The sequence below is a fragment of the Mesorhizobium comanense genome, assembly GCF_005503535.1.
Classification (GTDB): Bacteria; Pseudomonadota; Alphaproteobacteria; order Rhizobiales; family Rhizobiaceae; genus Mesorhizobium; species Mesorhizobium comanense.
This window is the reverse complement of sequence record NZ_SCNN01000024.1, coordinates 11,187-33,065: the sequence shown is the minus strand read 5'-3', so window position 1 is coordinate 33,065 and position 21,879 is coordinate 11,187. Positions and strand designations below refer to the sequence as shown.

At 60.1% G+C, this 21,879-nt stretch carries 5 protein-coding genes; all 5 read left to right on the top strand.

Features of this window, described 5'->3' with window-relative positions; all coding sequences use genetic code 11:
• Nucleotides 1-2 precede the first annotated feature (2 nt).
• Nucleotides 3-1,448, top strand: a complete 1,446-nt coding sequence (locus FFS37_RS28960; RefSeq protein WP_137934390.1) for an HlyD family type I secretion periplasmic adaptor subunit — start codon at nt 3-5, stop codon at nt 1,446-1,448.
• A complete protein-coding gene (locus tag FFS37_RS28955) occupies nt 1,438-1,974 on the top strand; it encodes a GNAT family N-acetyltransferase (protein WP_137934389.1) in 537 nt (178 codons plus the stop codon). The genes FFS37_RS28960 and FFS37_RS28955 overlap by 11 nt, the downstream gene beginning before the upstream one ends.
• A gap of 259 nt (nt 1,975-2,233) precedes the next feature.
• Nucleotides 2,234-2,419 (top strand): hypothetical protein, encoded by a 186-nt coding sequence (locus tag FFS37_RS28950; RefSeq protein ID WP_137934388.1) that lies wholly within the window; start codon nt 2,234-2,236, stop codon nt 2,417-2,419.
• Between the two features lie 89 nt (nt 2,420-2,508).
• Nucleotides 2,509-3,495: an SEL1-like repeat protein gene (locus tag FFS37_RS28945; protein ID WP_171026470.1), complete on the top strand. Its 987-nt coding sequence runs from the start codon at nt 2,509-2,511 to the stop codon at nt 3,493-3,495.
• Nucleotides 3,496-4,824: 1,329 nt separating this feature from the next.
• Nucleotides 4,825-21,642 carry a calcium-binding protein gene (locus FFS37_RS28940; RefSeq protein WP_171026469.1) on the top strand — a complete coding sequence of 5,606 codons (16,818 nt, stop codon included), beginning with the start codon at nt 4,825-4,827 and terminating at the stop codon, nt 21,640-21,642.
• Nucleotides 21,643-21,879 lie beyond the last annotated feature (237 nt).

Sequence of the window (21,879 nt, the reverse complement as noted above, 5' to 3'; positions counted from 1 at the left end):
TGATGGGGCGCTATTGGCAAGCGGTGAAAGAAGGTGTGGCGCGCGAGGCAGAGGCCAAGCGTCCGAAACTCAACCGCGACGAGCGCGCCTTCCAGGCAGCCGCGGTCGAGATCCTGGAAACGCCGGCCTCGCCGGCCGCGCGTATCTTCGCCGCGCTGATCATGGTCTTCGCCACCGGCGCGCTCACCTGGTCGTGGTTCGGCCGCATCGACACCTATGCGACCGTGCAAGGCAAGCTGATCCCGATCGGCAAGGTGCAGGTCATCGAACCGCTGATCACCGGCACGGTCAAGGCGCTGCATGTCAAGGCGGGCGACCATGTCGCGGCCGGCGACACGCTGGTCGAGCTCGACCCCTCCGAATATCAGGCCGAGCGCCAGAAGAACGCCGGCAACCTTGCCGCGGCGCAAGTCTCCAAGGCGCGGCTCCAGGCGCTGATCGATGCCGTGGCCGACGGTACATCCTCTGACGATGCAACGTTCGTCGTGCCCGAAAACGCCCCGACACCCCTGGTCGAGCTGCAACGCTTGCAGATGCGCCAGTCGCTGGCGGCCTATCAGTCGGAACAGGACAGCCTCGAAGCCGAGATCGCACAGAAGCACATCGAGATCGAGCGCGCCGGCAAGACGTTGGTCGAGCGTCGCAAGCTGGTCGAACTCGCCGGCGACAGACTGGATGTCTTCGAAGAACTCGAAAAGCGCCAGGTTGGCATCAAGACCAGCACCATCGAAGCCCGCCAGGGCGAGCAGGACCAGCTGATGGCGACGGTGTCCGACGAGGGCCACATCGCCGAACTCGAAGCCACGGTGAAGACGCTTACGGCGCAAAAGCGTGCCCGCCGTGACGCCTATCTCGACAAGGTCGCCACCGAACTTATCGAGATCGACCGCTCGATCGGGGTGCTGCGACAGGATCTCGCTAAGGCTACGCTCTTCGAGCGCGCCAGCCTGCTGAAATCCCCGGTCGCCGGCCGCGTGCAGCAGCTCGAAGTCAATACGTTGGGCGAGGTCGTGCAGACCGGACAGAAGCTGATGGTGATCGTGCCCGACGGCACCAAGCTCGAGATCGAGGCGATGCTGCTCAACCGCGACAAGGGCTTTGTCCATGAAGGGCAGGAGGCGCGGGTCAAGCTCGAAGCCTTCCCCTTCACCCGCTACGGCACGCTCGACGGCAAGGTGCTGACCGTCTCCAACGACGCGATCCCCGCAGGCGCGCCGCAGCAGCCATCAGCGGCCAGGGAAGAGACCGCCCGCGACGCCTCCGGCCCGCTGGTGTTCCCGGTGCGCATTACGCTGAACGAGACGTCGATACGGGTCGAGGGCAAGGATGTTGTCTTGACACCCGGCATGTCGGTGACGGCGGAGGTCAAGACCGGCAATCGCCGCGTGCTGGAGTATCTGCTCGACCCGCTGATGGAAATGACGGATGAGGCGTTTCATGAGCGGTGAGGCGGAGATTTTGCAGCGTCCCGAACAAGGCGCGCAACAGAGCCCCAAACAGAGCATCGTTCGTGTGCGCCTGTCTGAAGATGGAGACTGGGCGGCGATACGGTCCCTTGTTCGTCAGTTTCATGCGCGCACCATCTTTGCCGACATGCCGTTTTCCGAGGGCAAGTTTGACGAGATCGAAAAGCAGATCCGGAGTGCGCCGCCGAACCAATGCCTGCTCGTGGCCGAGGCGCGGGGCGAACTGGTCGGTCTGGCCTGGTTTTCCGCCGGCGAATACTTGATCGGCGAGGGTGGATTGATGACCACCGCCCACCTCATTGCCGTCGATACGCAGCGTTGCGGCCGTTTTCTGTCGGCAAAGGTGTTCACGCGCCTGGTTCGCGGCATCGTGCTGTGGTCGCAGAGCCGCAATGCCAAACATGTCCTGATCCATGTCACGACGGGGACGGCAATCAAGGAGACGGACCGGCTGTTACGAGCCGGCGGAGCCAGGCTCCTGGGAGGCGGATATGTCATTCATGTGTAATGCCGGACTGCTGGAATTGCCCCGGAAGAAGCGAAATATATGCTATGTCCGACGTACTCGTACGAGTTGTGCAATAATCTTGATCAGTATTAGTCCGCTCTATTGACTTGTGAGTGCGTCGAGACGTAGCTTGCATATGATAAAAGTCGTATATTTTTGGTCCTTGGAGGTGAGGATCTGCTGTGTGCGACAAATTAGATTTATCTGATACATATGGCCACTCAAGCAATGTTTCGTGGAAATCCATGGGCAGGGATGGATGAGTCGCGCGCAGAGGCCGGAGACAGGGCTGCATGCGACGCCTCTGGGGGCGGTGAAGTTTCCAGCGTGCATCGTGCCGGGTGAGACTTCGTTTCGCGTCAAGGATGGGGGATGTCGTGCTGACGCCTGGCGTGTCGAGAAGGTGGAGGTCAAGACCGGCAACCGCTGCGTGCCGGAGTCTTGATCGATCCCGTGGTGCGCTGACGGATGAGGCTCTTCATGAAAGATAGGGCGCCTGCGGAGGGAGTCCAAAATTTGCGGAGGCGAGTGTCGTTGACTCAAAAAATCGCTTCGTGGGTCCGTGCGGTAGCATTCCTCTGCGTGGTGTTGTCGCCAGCTTTGCCTTTGACAGATGCCTTCGCGGGTTCGTTAGAGGCACAGGCGGCCTACAACGCCAAGAATTATGAGGAAGCGTTCAAGCAGTGGAAGCCGCTGGCTGATGCTGGGGATCCGGCCTCGGAATTTGGCCTGGGTGTCTTGTATGGCCAAGGTCTGGGTGTTGCTCAGGATAAAAAGCAAGCTGTAGCTCTATGGCGCAAGGCTGCGGAGCAAGGAAATTCCGACGCTGCTTACTATCTAGGCTCCTGTTACCTGCTCGGTGAAGGTGTTGACAAAAAAGATGCGTCGGTTGCCGCGGTATGGATTCGACGTGCTGCCGAGGCCGGGCAAACTGAAGCCCAAAATCAGTTAGGCAGCCTGTACTGGCGAGGCGAGGGTGTGCCTGCCGACGACAAGCTAGCATTTGGTTGGTGGCTCAAGGCTGCTCAAGCGGGTGTTGCAGAGTCGCAATTTAACGTCGGAGCGTCTTACACGTCTGGCAGAGGCGTTGCCAAAGACGATGCGCAGGCAATGGCATGGCAACTAAAAGCAGCGCTCCAAGGGCATGCTGTAGCGCAATACGTGTTGGGTTACAGGTATTTTCAGGGGACTGGTGTTGCCACCAGTGGGGCAGATGCAATCGCATGGTGGCTGAAGTCCGCAAATCAGGGCTATGTCAATGCAGAGCTGGCCTTGGGGAATGCTTATGCCGAAGGAAAAATTGTAGAGAGGGATGTAAATTCTGCCAAATATTGGTGGGAGATGGCGGCAAATCAAGGCAATGCGGATGCGCAATTTAATCTTGGTTTTTTGTACTATAATGAGATAAATGGACACATAGACTACGGAAAGTCGGCGTTTTGGCTTAAAAAAGCTGCATCAAATGGGAATGAAAAAGCAAAATATCTATTGGATATGATGAAATCTAAGGGGCAACTTTAGCTAAAGATTCTGGAGGGTGACTTGGCCAACGGCAGTTTGCTCAGTGGATCGAACTCGCAACCGAAAGAGAAGTCCAGCACCGTAAGTGGCGGGGTGGAACAAGAAGGACAAAACATTACCGGATTTACGCTTAGTGGTCAGGTCGGGTATGGGCAGATAAGTGTTACTTTTGGGCCAAAAGATGAAAAAACTGGGCTTAGTAAGATAAGCGGTTTTGTTGGGGTTGGTACGCCAGGTCCTGTTAATGCCAAGGCTGGAATTACTTTTGATAGCACAGGGAAAATAAGTGTAGGAGTAAATATACAGGTAGGTGTTGGTCCAGTTAGCGTCACGGTATTCGATGCGCAGTTTGGAGTCTCTCCAACGCTTAAATTCGATCCAACTACCGTAGCGATGTTGAATCTACAAAATACGTATAATTATCCTAATGTAGGCGCAACGCCTGTAAATGTTGGGCCAAATCCATTCGGTGGGCAGGTAAATTTTACGGCGCCCCCATCAGCACCAAAATTTGATGTTGATGATATGTTCAGTTCAATTAGTGGAGTTAATTGGAATACATTTACAACTGGACCGGCATGGCTTACGACGCCGCCCGATTATTCATGGAGTTATACGCCTGATCCAATTCGGGATCCAACTAATCTGCGCCCCTACTCAATGCCTAATGTCGACTTAGGTATGTATGTCTGGTCCGGATATACCGGAGTCGATACCGGTCTGGATACTCCAAGCGAAACCAACGCTAAGAACCGGACAGCGCCGGGACTGCCCTCCGGATACACCGGCCCGGGTACGGGCTTGGATAGTCCAAGCGAAACCAACGCCAAAAACCGGACAGCGCCAGGATTGGCTCCCGGATACACCGGCCCGGGTACGGGCTTGGATACTCCAAGCGAAACCAACGCCAAAAACCGGACAGCGCCGGGACTGCCCTCCGGATACACCGGCCCGGGTACGGGCTTGGATAGTCCAAGCGAAACCAATGCCAAAAACCGGACAGCGCCAGGACTGCCCTCCGGATATACCGGCCCAGGCACAGGCCTAGATAGCCCAAGCGAAACCAACGCTAGAAACCGGACATCGCCGGGACCCGGCAATGCCGGGGGAATCGGCGCTGGGCCAGGCTCCGGTGGCGGTTCACCTGGCGGTGGCAGCGGCTACACCAACACGGGCAACAATCCTGGCAATAAAAGCGCCCCCGGTTATTTAGGGGGCACTTCGCCGAGCACCGTGACGGACAACCAAAATCCCGCCGCGTACGGACCTGGCTTGGCTCCCCCCGCGCCGCCCAAGTACTCTCCCCCAGCGCCCGAATTTCTTGGAGGCGTGCCGATTACCAATATTTCACCGCCGCCCGCGCCGGTTGGCGTATTTCCGTCTTTTAATCCGCTTGTCCCGTCCATGCCCTATTCTGTGGCCACGCCAGCCCCTCGCGCCCGTCGCGCGCCCCCTACAAAACCCGCCGCACCGCGCGTGGCTCCCCCGGCCTTGGTCGTGCCACCGAAAGTTTATATCCCAGGCTTCAACGACGCCAGCACCGCCCCCATGGATACTATCGGCGCGGGCGTTAAGGATGCGATTGACAAAGGCATGTCGGCCAAGGCCGTGAGGGCGGCGGTCGCGCAGGCCGCCATCAATCAAAAAGTAGACCCCAGAGACCCGAATTTGAAGGTAATGGTCGATCGCCAGCTCGCGGCTGCGGGCAAGTCCGATCACACGAGTAACGCAAGTCCCAGCAAGTCAGGCGGCATCAACGACTCCGGCGGCTATTCCACCACCGGGAATGACCGTCATGGCAACTACAGCAGCAGTGCGGCCAGCCATGCCGGCGCCAATGGAAAATCCGGTGCCAAACCCGTATTGCTCGACCTCTCGGGCAATGGCCTTTCGGTCGACACCTTGTCGACCTCGTCGCAGTTCCTCGATCTCGATGGCGATGGCTATCAGCACCGCACGGCTTGGGCGGGAGACGGCAATGGCGTCCTGGTGCTCGATGCCGATGGCGACGGCAAGATCAGCCGCTCCAGCGAATTTGCCTTCACCGAATGGGACCCGACGGCGAGCAGCGATCTCGATGCGCTGAAGAGCGTGTTCGACACCAATCACAACGGCATGCTCGATGCCGGGGACGATCGCTGGTCCGACTTCAAGATCATGGTCGGCGGCCAGCTTGTCTCGCTGGCATCGCTCGGTATCACGTCGATCGGCCTGACGGCGACAGGTAGCGGCCAGAACTTTGCCGATGGCTCGGCCATCACCGGGACGGCGGTCTACACCAAGACCGATGGCAGCACTGGCGCGGTCGGCAATGCGGTTCTTGCCTCGGACGCCAATGGCTACATCATCCAGAGCAACACCGTCACCAATGGCGATGGCTCGAAGACCACGACGCTTGGCGGCTACGACAAGGACGGCACGCTCGCCTTCCAGAACCGCATCACCGTCAGCGCCGACGGCCTGTCGAAGACGACGCAGTTCGACGATGACGGCAACGGCACCTATGAGCGCTCGCAGACCGATGTCACGAGTGTGGCGGCGGGCGTGCGCCAGCGCGTTGTCAGCGATTTCAACACCGACGGTTCCCTGGCCGAGCGGACGACCACGACGACCAGCGCCGACAAGATGACGGTGACGACGACGCTTGACCAGGATGGCGACGGCGCCGCCGATCAGACGCAGGTGTATGTCAGGAATGCCAACGGCTCGACCGCGACCACGGTTTCGGAAACCAGCGTCAACGGAACTCTGCTTCGCAAGGTGGTGACATCGGCGTCGGCGGACGGCCTTACCAAAACGGTGCAGAGCGATTCCACCGGCAGCGGCGTCTATGATCTGATCAGCACCGAAACAACGGTTGTTGCCGGCGACGGCACGCGCACCAAGACGGTTGCGGAAACCAGCAGCGGCGGCACGCTGATCGATCGCGAGCAGACTGTCACCAGTGCCGACGGCCGCACGCGCACGGTCTCGCATGATCTGGACGGCAACGGCGCTTACGAAACCCGCGACGTCACCGCCATCACCAATGGCGCCAATGGCTCTTCGGTCACCACGGTTTCCACCTACAGCTCGACCAATGTGCTGATCGCCAAAACGGTCGCCACCACCACCGCCGACGGCCTGTCGAAGACGGTGTCGACCGATCTGAATGGCGATGGGTTGAACGACAGCGTCTCTTCGGATGTGACGGTGGTTGGCGCCGGCGGCAGCCTGGCCCAAACGCAGCAGGTCAAGAGCCGCGACGGCACCTTGCTGTCCAGCACCATCACCAACACCAGCGCCGACCGCAAGACGATCTCGATCTCCACCGACGCCGATGGCGACGGCCACACCGATGCGGTCAAGACCATCGTAGTCGACGGCGCCGGGGTGACCACGTCAACCGTCAGCCTGTTCAATCCGGACGGCTCGCTGGTTGGCAAGACCTTCGACCAGACCTCCGCCGATGGCCTGTCGCTGACGAGCAAGGCCGATATCGACGGCGACGGAACCTACGATAAGGTCATCACAGATGTGACGACCACGGATGGTTCCGGCAACCGCACGCGCACGGTCACGACCAGAAGCGCCAACGGCACGCTCACCGGCAGCTCGGCCACAACCACGAGCGCCGACAGCCTGACACAGACGGTCAGGGACGACATCAATGCGGACGGCACGCTCGATCGCACGACGGTAACCGCGACGGTGCTCGGTGGCGACGGCAGCCGCACGGTCACATCGACGACCACCAGCACCAGCGGCGCGCTGCTGGCGAGGACCGAAGCCAAGACCAGCGCCGACCGCAAGACCGTAACGACCAAGATCGATGCCGACGGCGACACGAAGACCGATCGGACGCAGATCGTCAGCACCGGCAGCGATGGCAGCCAGACCGTCACAATATCCGACACCGACAGCAACGGCGTGCAGCACGCCGAGTCTGAAACGACACTTTCCGCGGATCGCCTGACAACAACAGACAAGCAGGACGTCAACGGAGATGGCGTCTATGACGATATCACCCAGGCCATCACCGTCATCGGCACGAACGGCACCCGCACCACGACCACCTCGGAGACGTCGAGCAACGGCACGCTTTTGTCGAGGACGATCGGTGCCGTTTCGGCAAACGGCCTCGTCATCGATGCTCAGATCGATTCCGATGGGGACGGTACGGTCGAAAGCAAGGTAAACGACACCACAGTGCTCAATGCCGACGGTTCGACGACGCGGACGGTGTCGTCGCTGGCCGGCAGTGGCGCCCTGATCGGCAAGACGGTCACCGCCACTAGCGCTGACGGCCTGACCAAGACGATCTCGACCGATCTGAATGGCGATGGACTGTACGATACCGTTGCCTCGGATGTGACGGTGATCGGCGCAAGCGGCAGCACGTCGCAAACCCAGCAGCTCAAGAGTCGCGACGGAACCTTGCTGTCCAGCACAGCCACCAGCACCAGCGCCGACCGCAACACCGTTTCGGTCTCCACCGACGCCGATGGCGACGGCCATGTCGATACTCTCAAGACCGTTGTGGTCGGCAGTGATGGTGTCACGCGCTCGACCGTCAGCATGTTCAATGCCAATGGCTCGCTCAGGGGCAAGCGTGTTGATGTGACCTCTGCCGATGGCCTGTCACTGAGCAGCTATGTCGACCTCGATGGTGACGAGGGCGCAACAGAGTCGGGTAGCTATGATTTGACGACCTACGATGTGACGACATTGGATGCGTCGGGCTATCGGACGCGCACGGTGTCGGTTTTTGACGTCGGCGGCGCGCCGGTCGAACGTACGGCCACGACGACCAGCGCCGACGGTCTGAACCAGACGGTGCGCGAATATATGGACATCGACGAGACAGCGGACCGCACAACGGTGACGGCGACCGTGCTTGGGAGCGACGGCAGCCGCACGGTCACGACCACCAAAACCAGCGCCAATGGCGCCCTGCTTGCCAAGACAGAGGTGAAGACAAGCGGCGACCGCAAGACGACCACCACCAAAATCGACGCCGACGGCGACACCAAGATCGACCAGACGCAAATCGATGTCCTCAATGCCGATGGCAGCCGCGTCACCACCGTGTCCGACACCGACAGCAACGGCGTGCAGCATGGCAAGCGGGAAACGACCATATCCGCCGACGGCCTGACCATCACCGACAAGCAGGATATCAATGGCGACGGCACCTATGATGCAATCACCCAGGCCGTGACGGCCATCGGTGCGAACGGCACGCGCACGACAACGACCTCGCAGACATCCGCCAATGGCACATTGCTGGCCAGGACGATCTCCGCCGTATCGGCGAACGGCCTGAGCATCGACGTGCAGTTCGATGCCGACGGCAATGGTGTTGTCGAAAGAAAATCCAGCGACGCTATTGTCCTCAATGCTGATGGGTCGAAGACCCGGACGGTCTCCACGCTGGCCGGCACCGGCGCTTTGATCGGCAAGACGACCACGAGAACCAGCGCCAATGGGCAGGTGGTGACGGCATCGACGGATCTTGATGGCGACGGGCTTGCCGACATCGTTTCATCCGATGTGAAGCTTATCGGATCCGGCGGCAGCACGAGTGAGACGCTGCTGGTGAAAAGCCGCGACGGCTCACTGCTGTCTTCCTCCACCACCAGCACAAGTGCCGACCACAGGACGATTTCGATTGCGACAGATGCCGATGGCGATGGCCATCTGGATTCGGTCAAGAACATCGTTACGGATGCGGCGGGCGTCACGACATCGACCATCAGCCTGTTCAATCCAGACGGCTCGCTTGCCGGCAAGATCCTTGAGCAAACCTCGCCAAGCGGCGCGACGCGAACCAGCAAGACCGACCTGAATGGAGACGGCATCTATGACGTCGTGGTCACCGATGTGACCGCCCATAACAGCGATCACGTCCGCACGCTGACGACCAGGAGCGCCAATGGCACGCTGATTGGCAGATCCATGACCGGGATCAGCGCCGACGGCCTGACCAAGACCGTGAGCGTCGACCTTGACGGCGATGGCATGACCGATCGCTTGACGACGACGGCCACTACGCTTGGGGCCGATGGCAGCACAACAGTCACCACATCGACGGTAACCAGTGGCAGTGCCCTGCTTGCCAAGACCGAAGTCAAGACCAGCGGCGACGGCAAGACGGTCATCACGAAGATCGACTCGAACGGCGACACCAAGATCGACCAGACGCAGATCGACGCGTTGAACGCCGACGGCAGCGAGGTCACCATCATATCCGATACGGACCGCAATGGCGTACAGCATGCCAAATCGGAGACGGCAGTCTCGGCCGACGGCCTGACCGTAACCGACAAGAAGGACCTCAACGGCGACGGCGTTTATGATACGGTCAGCCAAGGGGTGACGGTCATTGCCTCGACCGGCAGCCGCACCACGACAACGTCGACGACCTCGAGCAACGGTACGCTGCTGTCGAGGACGATCCTCGTAAAGTCCGCGAACGGGTTGAGCACCGATGTCCAGGTCGATGCCAATGGCGACGGCACTGCCGAGAAGAAGTCGAGCGACGTCACCGTTCTCAATGCGGATGGTTCGACGATCAGGACCGTTTCGGAACTTGCCGGCACCGGCGCTCTGATCGACAAGACCATCGTGACGGCAGCCGCCAATGGCCTGTCCTCGACAACCCAGGTCGATATTGACGGCAACGGCACCATCGACCAAACCACGATCGCAACCACGGCCCTTGGGGCGGACGGGTCGAAGACCACCTCCGTCCTGGTCAAGAATGCAAACAACGCCACGATTTCGACTTTCGTGCGGATCACCGGCGGTGACGGCAACACGATCAACACCGCCACGGACGTCAACGGCAATGGAACGACCGACGAAACTCGTTTGATCGTCCTCAATGCCAATGGCTCGACCACGCAGACCGACCGCACCTACGAAGCGGGCGTTCTGAGATCATCGGCCACCCGCACCGTCAGCGCCAATGGCCTGTCGAGCACGCTTGCTACCGATCTCGACGGCAATGGCACCATCGACCAGTCGACATCGGATGTCATTGTGCTCAACGCCGACGGCAGCAAGACCGAGACCATCACCGATCTCGACGCCGCCGGCGTCGTGAAGGACAGGACGGTCGTCGTCACCAGCGCCAATGGTCTCTCGAAGTCCGTGACCTGGGCAGGTACCGGCACGACTACCAGCCGCTCCAAGACCGACGTCATTGTTCTCAACGCCGATGGCAGCACGACGCGGACCGTCGACTACAAGAAGGCGAACGGTTCGCTGGAAAGCAGGACTGTCACCACGGTGAGCGCCGACAAACTGACGACGGCGGTTACCAGCGATGTGAACGGCGACGGTGCGGTCGATCTGACAACCACCTCGGTCGAGGCCTCTGACGGCAGCGTGACGACAACGACGACCGGGCCCGACACGACGGCAAACGCACTGGGGACAGGCGCCTACACGACGGCTCCGTCCACGACCAGCAGGACGACAACCGTCAGTGCCGATGGGCTGAGCATCGTAACGCTGTACGGAACCACCTCGGTCAACTACATTCCGGTGGCCCCCGAAAAGACGACGGCCAATACGACGATCGGGGTCGATGGATCGACGATCCAGACGAACAAGACCTATCAAACCCCCTCGTTTGTGCTGAGCGATCAGACCAGGGTAACGACCTCCGGAAATGGGCTTTCGGTCACCAAAGAGTGGGATTTGAATGGTGATGGAACCTATGAGCGAAAGGAAACCAGTGTCGCGGCTTTGAACGCCGACGGTTCAACGGTTTCAACCGTCAGCAAATTCGAGGGCTCCACGCTGGCGAGCACCGTCGTCACGACGGCGAGCGCCAACGGCCTGTCGATCACGACGAACTGGGATGTTTTCGGAGCCAATCCGTTCAGCCAGGATGCGACCGATGTGACCACGGTCAATGCCGACGGCACGAAGACGCGCACCCTCACCAACCTCAAAGCCGATGGTTCGCTGCTGTCGAAGTTCGTCACCACGACGACAGTCGATGGCAGGACGGCGACCACCCAGGAAGACATAGACGGTGTCGTCGGCTTCGACCGCACCACGACCGATGACGTCAGGAAACTGGCGGATGGGGCAATCGTCGAAACCGTCAGCAGGTTCACGACCGCGGGAGTGCTGCTGGACCGCGAAATCACGACGACGAGCGGCGACGGCAGGACGATTACAACCAGCCGGGATGCTGACGGCGATGGTACCGTCGATCAGACCGAGGTTACGACCAAGGCAGTCGATGGTTCGATAACGACCACAATCACTGATTTCAGTGCAGCAAATCACAAGTCGAGCATTACCAAGATCTCGACAAGCGCGGACGGCCTGTTGACGACGTCTGAGTGGGATTTCGATGCCAACGGAACCGTCGACCAGAAGCGTCAGATAAACAAAAACAGCCTTGGAAATGGAATAGACGAGACCAAAACCATCGATCTGGTTACGCCTGCCAATACGATGATCAAGAAGACCACGACTTATACCAGTGACGATGGTCGCAACAGCTGGTCCGGCGTGGACTATGACGCCAGCAGCGGCGGCTTCGACAATCTGCACAGCACGATTGTCGCCGCCGACGGTTCCATGACGGACGGCTTTTACAACCGGAGGACGGACGTCGCCTTTCTCATCCCTGGCGTTGTCTATTACAAACAAGCAATCGCGGGGCAAATTATCGTTCAGACAAGCGCGGATGGGCTGACGACGAAATCTTACTATGACTACAATGCAAGCGGAGCGAGCCCGGTAAACGTGGCCAATCCGAGCCTTGCGGGATACGAGACCACGGCCGTTTCCCACAAGCAGATCGATGGTTCCGTCGTTACCGAGATACTGGACCATCAACAATGGGACGGGCCTGTCACCGGCAAGGGTATCATAACCGTCAGCGCCGACGGAATGACCACGACGCTGCTCAAGGACGCCGACAACAACGGCACCTATGAACACCGGGAAACGGCTGTCACCCGCATCGACGGATCGATCCGCAAGATCGTCACCGACTACAATGCCAGCGGCGTGATTACGCAGACTGTGACGACGGATGTCAGTGCCGACGGCCAGTCGACCTCGGTCGTGACAGCCAACGCCACGACCGGGACTGGCACAACCGCCGGTCCATCGGGCGTTCAATTCATCGCCACCGGCACCACGAACGACACCATCACCGGCAGCGCCGGCGACGATCACATCCAGGGAGGCGGCGGCGTCGACACGCTCAACGGCGGCGCGGGTGACGATCTTCTCGACGGCGGCACCGGCGCCGACATCATGAAGGGCAATGCCGGCAACGACACCTACATCGTCGACGATGCCGGCGACCAGGTCATCGAGGCCGCGAGCGAAGGCACCGACACGGTGTTGAGCTCGGTCAGCTATACGATCTCGGATCCAGATGTCGAAAACCTGACGCTGACGGGCACGGCCGCGATCAACGGCACAGGCAATGCCTCCAACAATGTGCTGATTGGAAATTCCGCTGCAAATTCGCTCAACGGCGGCGACGGCAACGATACGCTTTATGGCGGGGCGGGCAACGACACGCTCGCTGGCGCCAATGGCAACGACACGGTCTATTCCGGAGCAGGTAACGATTACATCAACGGTGGCGGTGGCGACGACACTCTGGTCTTCCAGCGAGGCGATGGCACCGATACGGTCGATGACGCTTCAGCCATCGTGACGACGGCGGCTGCCGACATCAGCGCCGCCAATGCACTGGGTGTTTCGGCAACCGGGATAGTCAACGACTGGGTCGGCGGCTATCTGTGGCAGACCAGCACCAACAGCCTTTTGAAAAGGCAAGAGGCTGGAACCGGCGACACGCTGGTTCTTCAGGGAATCTCGTCGGACAACTTGTCTTTCACCTGGTTCGGGCACGGGACCGACAATCTGCGCATCGACATCGCCGGCGGCCCGGCCGGCGACGCGGTTCTGCTTTATCAGCAGGGCGTCGTCGGTCGCGTCGAAAAGCTCCAGCTTGACGGCCTCGGGGCGATGAACTTTTTCGTGGCGCCCGCTTCCGGAGCGATCGTCTACGGCGGCACTGGCAACGACATCATGTTCGGCCTGGCAGGCAATGATTGGCTGAGCAGCGGCAGCGGCGACGACATCCTGTACGGCGGCGATGGCAATGATGTTCTGCAGGCGTTCGATGGAAACGACCGGCTGATCGGCGGAAAAGGTAATGATAACATTCAAGGCATGGATGGGAGCAACGAATATGTCTTCCGTCCAGGCGACGGAAGTGATGTCCTGTTCGACTTTACGTGGCCGGGTACCACCGCTGCTGCCGATATCGCCGCCGCCAGTGCGCTGAACGTCAAGGCGGGGGGTGTCGTCGACAGTTGGGTCGGTGGCTATTTCTGGCAGTCTGCAACCAGCACTTTGCTGAAAGCTAGCGGCTCCGGCACCTCGACGTTGACGCTGCAGAGCGGGATAACCCTCGATAATCTGTCATTCGCCTGGACCAGAAACGGCGAAGACCTGACGATCTATACTGGAGGCGCTGGCGATTCCATCACGATCAGCGAATACAAAACCGCGCCGGGCCGTATCGATAAGTTGGCTGTTGACGGCGTGGCCGCGACAAGTTTCGCGGTTGCAACCGCTGCCGGCGCCACAGTGAGCGGGACTGCTGGTGCAGATATCTTGTTCGGTCTGGCGGGCAACGAGTGGTTAGACGCAGGTGCCGGCAACGACATCCTGTATGGCGGCGACGGCAACGACGTCATGAACGCCGGAGATGGAAACGACCTATTGGTTGGGGGCAAGGGTAACGACACTTTGTGGGGAATGGGCGGCGACGATCAGTACGTGTTCCGCCGCGGGGATGGAAGTGATGGGATACAAAACTACAATTGGCCCGTCACCACATTGACTTCAGATATCGCGGCGGCCAGCGCGATAGGTGTGAAAGCGGGCGGCATCGTCAACACCTGGGTCGGCGGCTATTACTGGCAGACGGCGAGCAACAGTTTGCTCAAGGCGTCAGGAACGGGCACCTCGACCCTCGTACTGACGGGTGGCATCAAAGCCGATGATCTCTCGTTCTCTTGGACGGGGCTTCAGAGTGAGGATTTGTCGATCATCATCGCCGGTGGCCCAGCAGGAGATGGAGTGTCCATCTCCCAACAGGCTTTGGCAGTTGGGCGTGTCGAAAACCTTCAGCTCGACGGTTTGGGTTCGCTCAATTTCCTCGTCGCGCGCACGGCAGGTGGAACGATCGCCGGCAGCACGCAGGCCGACATCATCTTTGGTCTGGCGGGCAACGAAACGCTGAACGGCGACGCCGGCAACGACATATTGGTCGGCGGCACGGGCAACGACACGCTGGTCGGCGGCGCGGGCAATGACCAATATCGGTTCAGGGCCGGCGATGGCGCCGACACCATCATCGAATCCGGTGCCTACAACGACAACGACGAACTGGACTTTGGCACGGGCGTCGACTGGAACGAGCTCTGGTTTGCCCAGCAAGGCAACAACCTCGTCGTCTCCGTGCTGGGAACCACCGACAAGGTGACGATCAAGGACTGGTTCGCCGGGCCTGGCAATGTCGTCGAGACGATAAAGTCCGGCGATGGCAAGGTGCTGCATTCATTCGACGTGGCGGCCTTGGTTGCCGCTATGGCCGGGTTCACTCCGGCGACGTCTCCGATGGGCACCGACATCCAGCCGAACGACTCACGGCTGGGCGAGCCGAACCAGATTGGTTCGATCGCCGCCACGATGCAGCAAGCGTGGATGGGCTACAACGTCATTGCCGGAACCTCCGCAGCCAACACGCTGACGGGAACAGCCGGCAGCGACTTCATCTATGGCGATGCTGGCAATGATGTGCTCGCCGGCGGCGCCGGCAACGACATGCTTGACGGAGGCGCCGGCAACGACACGATGCGCGGCGGCGCTGGCGACGACATCTATATCGTGGACAGCGCGGGCGACGTTGTCGACGAAAACGACACGGGTTCTGACGGCACCGATACGGTGTGGTCGGTGATCAGTTTCAGTCTGGTTAACTCGGGGCAGGTTTGGGGCTCGGTCGAGAACCTGATCCTGACGGGCACTGGTGCCATCAACGCCACTGGAAATGCCGGCAACAACCTGCTCGTCGGCAACACCGGCGCCAACATCCTGGATGGCGGCGCCGGCAACGACACGATGCGTGGTGGCGCTGGCGACGATGTCTATGTGGTCAACTCTGCGGGCGACATCGTCGATGAAGGCGTGGCGGGTTCCGACGGCACCGATACGGTGCAATCGGCAATCAGTTTCAGCCTGGCCAATCCCGCACAGGTCTTGGGTTCGGTCGAGAACCTGACCCTGACGGGCACTGGCGCCATCAACGCCACTGGGAACGCTGGTAGCAACCTGCTCATTGGCAACGGTGGCGCCAACATCCTGGATGGTGGCGCTGGCGCCGACACGATGCGCGGCGGCGCAGGCAATGATGTCTATGTCGTCGACAGCTTGGCCGACATCGTCGACGAAAGCGTGGCAGGTTCTGACGGCACCGATACGGTGTGGTCGGCGATCAGCTTCAGCCTGGCCGCCTCCGCACAGATATTGGGTTCGGTCGAGAACCTGACCCTGACAGGCGCTGGCGACGTCAACGCCACCGGCAATGGCGGCAACAACCTGCTCATCGGCAACAGCGGCGCCAACATTCTGGAAGGCGGGGCCGGCGATGATGTGCTCGACGGCGGCGCCGGCAACGACACGATGCGTGGCGGCGCGGGCAATGATGTCTATATCATCGACAGCCTTGGCGATATCGTCGATGAAAGCGTCGCGGGTTCCGATGGCACCGATACCGTGCAGTCGGCATTCAGTTTCAACCTGGCCACGTCCGCACAGATATTGGGTTCGGTCGAGAACCTGACCCTGGCGGGCACCGGCGACATCAACGCCACCGGCAATGCCGGGAACAACGTGCTCACCGGCAACAGCGGCGCGAACGTCTTGGACGGTGGCGCCGGCAACGACACGCTGCGCGGCGGCGCTGGCAACGATGTCTATATCATCGACAGCATGGGCGACGTTGTCGACGAAAGCGTGGCCGGTTCCGGTGGCATCGATACCGTGCAGTCAGCGTTCAGTTTCAGCTTGGCCGATCCGGTGCAGGTCTTGGGCTCGGTGGAGAATCTGACTCTGACAGGTACCGGCGATATCAACGCCACTGGCAATGCCGGCACCAACGTGCTCACCGGCAACAGCGGCGCCAACATTCTGGATGGTGGCGCTGGTGGCGACGTGATGTACGGTGGCGCTGGCGACGATATCTATATCGTCGACAACGCCGACGATGTTGTGGACGAAAGCATGGCGGGCTCTGGCGGTATTGACACGGTGCTGTCGGCGGTCAGTCGCAATCTGAGTGGCGGGCGGATTTATGGCACGGTCGAAAACCTAACGTTGACGGGTACTGGCGACACTATCGGTATTGGCAATGCCATTGATAACGTGCTCATCGGTAACAGCGGGGCCAACACACTAGATGGCGCCGCTGGCAACGACATTATGCGCGGTGGCGCTGGCGACGATGTCTATATCGTCGACAGTGCTGGCGACATCGTCGATGAAAGTGTGACGGGTTCCGGCGGCATCGACACTGTTCAATCGTCGATCAACTTCAGCCTAGCCAGCTCGGTCCAGATCTTGGGCTCCGTGGAGAACCTGACTCTGATTGGCAATGCCTGGATCGGCACTGGCAATGCTGGCAACAACGTCCTTGTTGGAAACAGTCAGTTCAACATTTTGGACGGCGGTGCGGGCAACGATACGCTGATCGGTGGCGCTAGTGGTGATTGGTATCGTTTTGGTGCCGGCGGCGGTGCCGATGTCATTATCGAATCTGGCATTTCATCCGATAATGACGAGCTCGATTTCGGGGTTGGTATCGACTGGGATGAATTGTGGTTCAGCCAGCAAGGCAGCAATCTCGTTATTTCGGTGCTGGGAACGACCGATAAGGTGACGATCAACGACTGGTTCGTCGGCACCGGCAACGTCATTGAAACGATCGTGTCGGGAGACGGCGCGCGCCTGTATTCGTCCAGCGTCGCAAATATGGTTGCCGCCATGGCCGGTCTCGACCCGGCTACGTCGCCCACCGGATCGGGCGTACAACCCAATGATCCGCGCATTGGCGACCCCTTCCAGACCGGCTCGATCGCGGCAGCCATGCGGTCGTCTTGGGCTACTCCCAGTAACGCCTATTATGGCACCCCTGGCAACGACATCTTCCACGGCCCTGCCGGCAACCAAAAGCTCTATGGCGGAGCGGGCGACGACATGCTTGATGGCGGCGCTGGCGACGACATGATGCATGGTGGCGCTGGCAACGATGTCTATGTCGTCGACAGCGTCGGTGACGTCGTCGATGAAGGTGTTGCGGGCTATGACGGGATTGACACAGTGCAGTCAACCATCAGCTTCAGCCTGACCAATTCGGCGCAGGTCCTGGGCTCTGTCGAGAACCTGACCCTGATGGGCGCCGGTGCCATCAACGCCACTGGCAATGCCGGCGACAATGTGCTCATCGGCAACAACGCTGCCAACGTCTTGGACGGCGGTGCAGGCAACGATGTGATGCGCGGTGGCGCTGGCGACGATGTCTATCGTTTTAACGCCGGCGGCGGAGCCGATACCATCGTCGAATCGGGTGCCTCCAACGACAACGACGAGCTGGATTTCGGCGCGGGCATCGATTGGGACGAGCTATGGTTCAGCCAGCAAGGCAACAACCTCGTTGTCTCGGTGCTGGGAACGACAGACAAGGTGACGATCAACGACTGGTTTGCCGGCCTTGGCAATGTGGTCGAAACGATCAAATCGGGCGATGGCCTTGTGCTGCGTTCGTCCGATGTGGCGAGCCTGGTTACCGCGATGACGGGTTTCGATCCGGCAACTTCCCCGACCGGATCGGGCATCCAGCCGAATGATCCACGTCTCGGCGATCCGAACCAGGCCGGCACGATCGCCGCGGCCATGCGGTTGTCGTGGATGAGAGGCTTCTACGGTGGTGCCGGCGACGACACACTTTACGGTACCGATGGCAACGATATGCTCGACGGTGGCGCCGGCAACGACACCATGCGTGGGGGCGCCGGCAATGATGTCTATGTCGTCGACAGCGTTGGCGACATCGTCGACGAAAGCGCGGCGGGTTCTGGCGGCACCGATGCCGTCCAATCGGTAATCAGTTTCAGCTTGGTCAACTCGTTGCAGATCCTGGGCTCGGTCGAGAACGTGACCCTGATAGGTACTGGCGACATCGACGCGACCGGCAATGCTGGCAACAACGTGCTCGTCGGCAACAGCGGCGCCAACATCCTGGATGGCGGAGCCGGCGATGATGCGCTCGATGGCGGCGCCGGCAACGACACGATGCGTGGGGGCGCCGGCAATGATGTCTATGTCGTCGACAGCGTTGGCGACATCGTCGATGAAAGCGTGGCGGGTTCTGGCGGCACCGATACCGTGCAATCGGCAATCAGCTTCAACCTGGGCTCCTCTGTGCAGATACTGGGGTCGGTCGAGAACCTCACTCTGATAGGCGTTGCCGACATCAATGCCGCTGGCAATGGCGGCAACAACCTGCTCATCGGCAACAGCGGCGCCAATATCCTGGATGGCGGAGCTGGCGACGACACGATGCGCGGCGGCGCTGGCAACGATACCTATGTCGTCGATAGCGTGGGCGACATTGTTGATGAAAGTGTAGCGGGTTCAGACGGCGCCGATACCGTGCAATCGGTAATCAGCTTCAACCTAGGCTCCTCCGCGCAAATTCTGGGTTCGATCGAGAACCTGACTCTGATAGGCGTTGGGGACATCAACGCCACTGGCAATGCCGGCAACAACCTGCTCATCGGCAATAGCGGCGCCAATATCTTGGATGGCGGCGCTGGCACCGACACGATGCGCGGTGGCGCGGGCGACGATATCTATATCGTCGACAACATGTTCGATGTCGTTGATGAAAGCGTGGCCGGCTCTGGCGGCATCGACACCGTGCAGTCGTCGGTCAATTTCAGCTTGACGGTGACGTTCACGGCTGCGTACGCGCGGGGCTCCGTTGAGAACGTAATTCTAACAGGTAGCGCTAACATCAATGCCACCGGCAGTGCCGGCAATAACGTCCTCGTTGGCAACAGCGGCAATAACACCCTGAGCGGTGGTGCCGGCGACGACACGATGCGCGGTGGCGCTGGCAATGACACCTATGTGGTCGACAGTGTGGGCGACATCGTCGACGAAAGCGTGTCGGGTTCAGACGGAAACGACACTGTGCAGTCGTCGATCAGTTTCAGCCTTGTTAACTCGGCGCAGGTTCTGGGTTCAGTGGAAAATCTGACGCTTTTGGGTGCGGGTGCCATTAACGCCACTGGCAATGCTGGCAATAATGTTCTTACGGGCAACAGCGGCTCCAATATCCTGGATGGCGGAGCTGGCAATGACACGCTTAGCGGTGGCGCTGGCGATGATACGATGCGCGGTGGCGCCGGCAACGATACTTATGTGATCGATAGTGTTGGCGACGTCGTTGATGAAAGCGTGGCGGGCTCCGACGGCACCGATACCGTGCAATCGGCGATCAGCTTTAGTCTGGTGAACTCGGCCCAAGTTTTGGGCTCGGTCGAGAATTTGACGCTGACAGGCGCTGGCGCGATCAACGGTACCGGCAATGCTGGCAACAATTTGCTCGTTGGCAACAGCGGCGCCAACATCCTGGAAGGCGGAGCTGGCGATGATACGCTTAACGGTGGCGCTGCCGATGATACGATGCGGGGTGGCGCGGGCAATGATATCTATGTCGTAGACAGTGCGGGCGACGTCATAGACGAAAGTGTGGCGGGCTCCGACGGCACCGACACAGTTCAGTCGGCAATCAGCTTCAGCTTGGGTAGTTCGGTGCAGATTTTGGGTTCGGTCGAGAACCTGACCCTCACTGGCAATGGGGACATCAACGCAACCGGCAATGCCGGCGACAACGTACTCATCGGCAACAACGGCGCCAACATCCTGGATGGCGGCGCCGGGAACGATAGGCTCGACGGTGGCATTGGCAACGATGTGCTCAACGGTGCCGCGGGTGATGACACACTTATTGGTGGCTTTGGTAACGATACACTCAACGGCGGCGCTGGCGACGACACACTCGACGGTGGGCTCAACGATGACGTGATGCGGGGTGGCGCCGGCAACGATACCTATATCGTTGATTGGGCCGACGTCGTCGATGAAAGCGTAGGCGGTTCCGATGGCGTCGATACGGTGCAGTCGGGGATGAGCTTTAGTCTGGTTAACTCAGCACAGGTCTTGGGTTCGGTTGAGAACCTTATCCTGACGGGTGGAGCCGCCATCAACGCCACCGGCAATGAAGGCAATAACGTGCTCACCGGCAACGTTGGCGCCAACATCTTGGATGGCGGCGCTGGCAGCGACACGATGCGCGGTGGCGCCGGCGACGATGTCTATATCGTGGACAACGTGGGTGACGTCGTCGATGAAGGTGTTGCTGGTTCAGCCGGCATCGACACAGTGAAATCGGCGGTCAGCTTCAGCCTGGTCAACTCGGCGCAGGTTTTGGGTTTGGTTGAGAACCTCACCCTGACAGGCGCTGGCGATATCAACGCTACCGGCAATGCTGGCGACAACGTACTCATCGGCAACAACGGCGCCAACATCCTGGATGGCGGGGCTGGCAACGACACGATGCGTGGCGGAGCCGGCAATGACAGCTATTATTTCAATGCCGGTGGTGGCTCGGATACTATCTTCGAATCCGGTTACGCCACCGACAGTGATGAGCTGGACTTCGGCGCTGGGATCGACTGGAATGAACTCTGGTTCGCCCAGCAAGGCAACAACCTCGTCGTCTCGGTACTGGGAACGACCGACAATGTGATGATCGGCAACTGGTTCGCCGGGACTGGCAATGTCGTCGAGACCATCAAGTCCGGCGACGGCAAGGTGCTGCATTCATCCGATGTCGCAACCCTGGTCGCGGCCATGGCCGGCTTCGATCCGGCGACCTCGCCGACGGGTTCAGGCATTCAGCCCAACGATCCACGGCTCGGCGACCCAAACCAGACCGGCACCATCGCCTCCGCCATGCAGCAGACTTGGATGGCGGCCTGAGAAGGTCGCTTGGGATGGGCCGACCGAGCAAGATTTGCAACGTCGGCCCACATCCGCAGCTTATTGGATAGCGATGTGAATGTGGCAGGTACAACCCAGGCGCCATACCACAGCTGTCAACATGATCGCCGCGGCTGTCTTTCCGGCTAACGCTATTGGCCAATAGGGGTGTTGCCTCCGACCATATTCGAAAAGGCACGTCGTACGACCCAATAGAAAGTCAGATTCGCCTGGAAG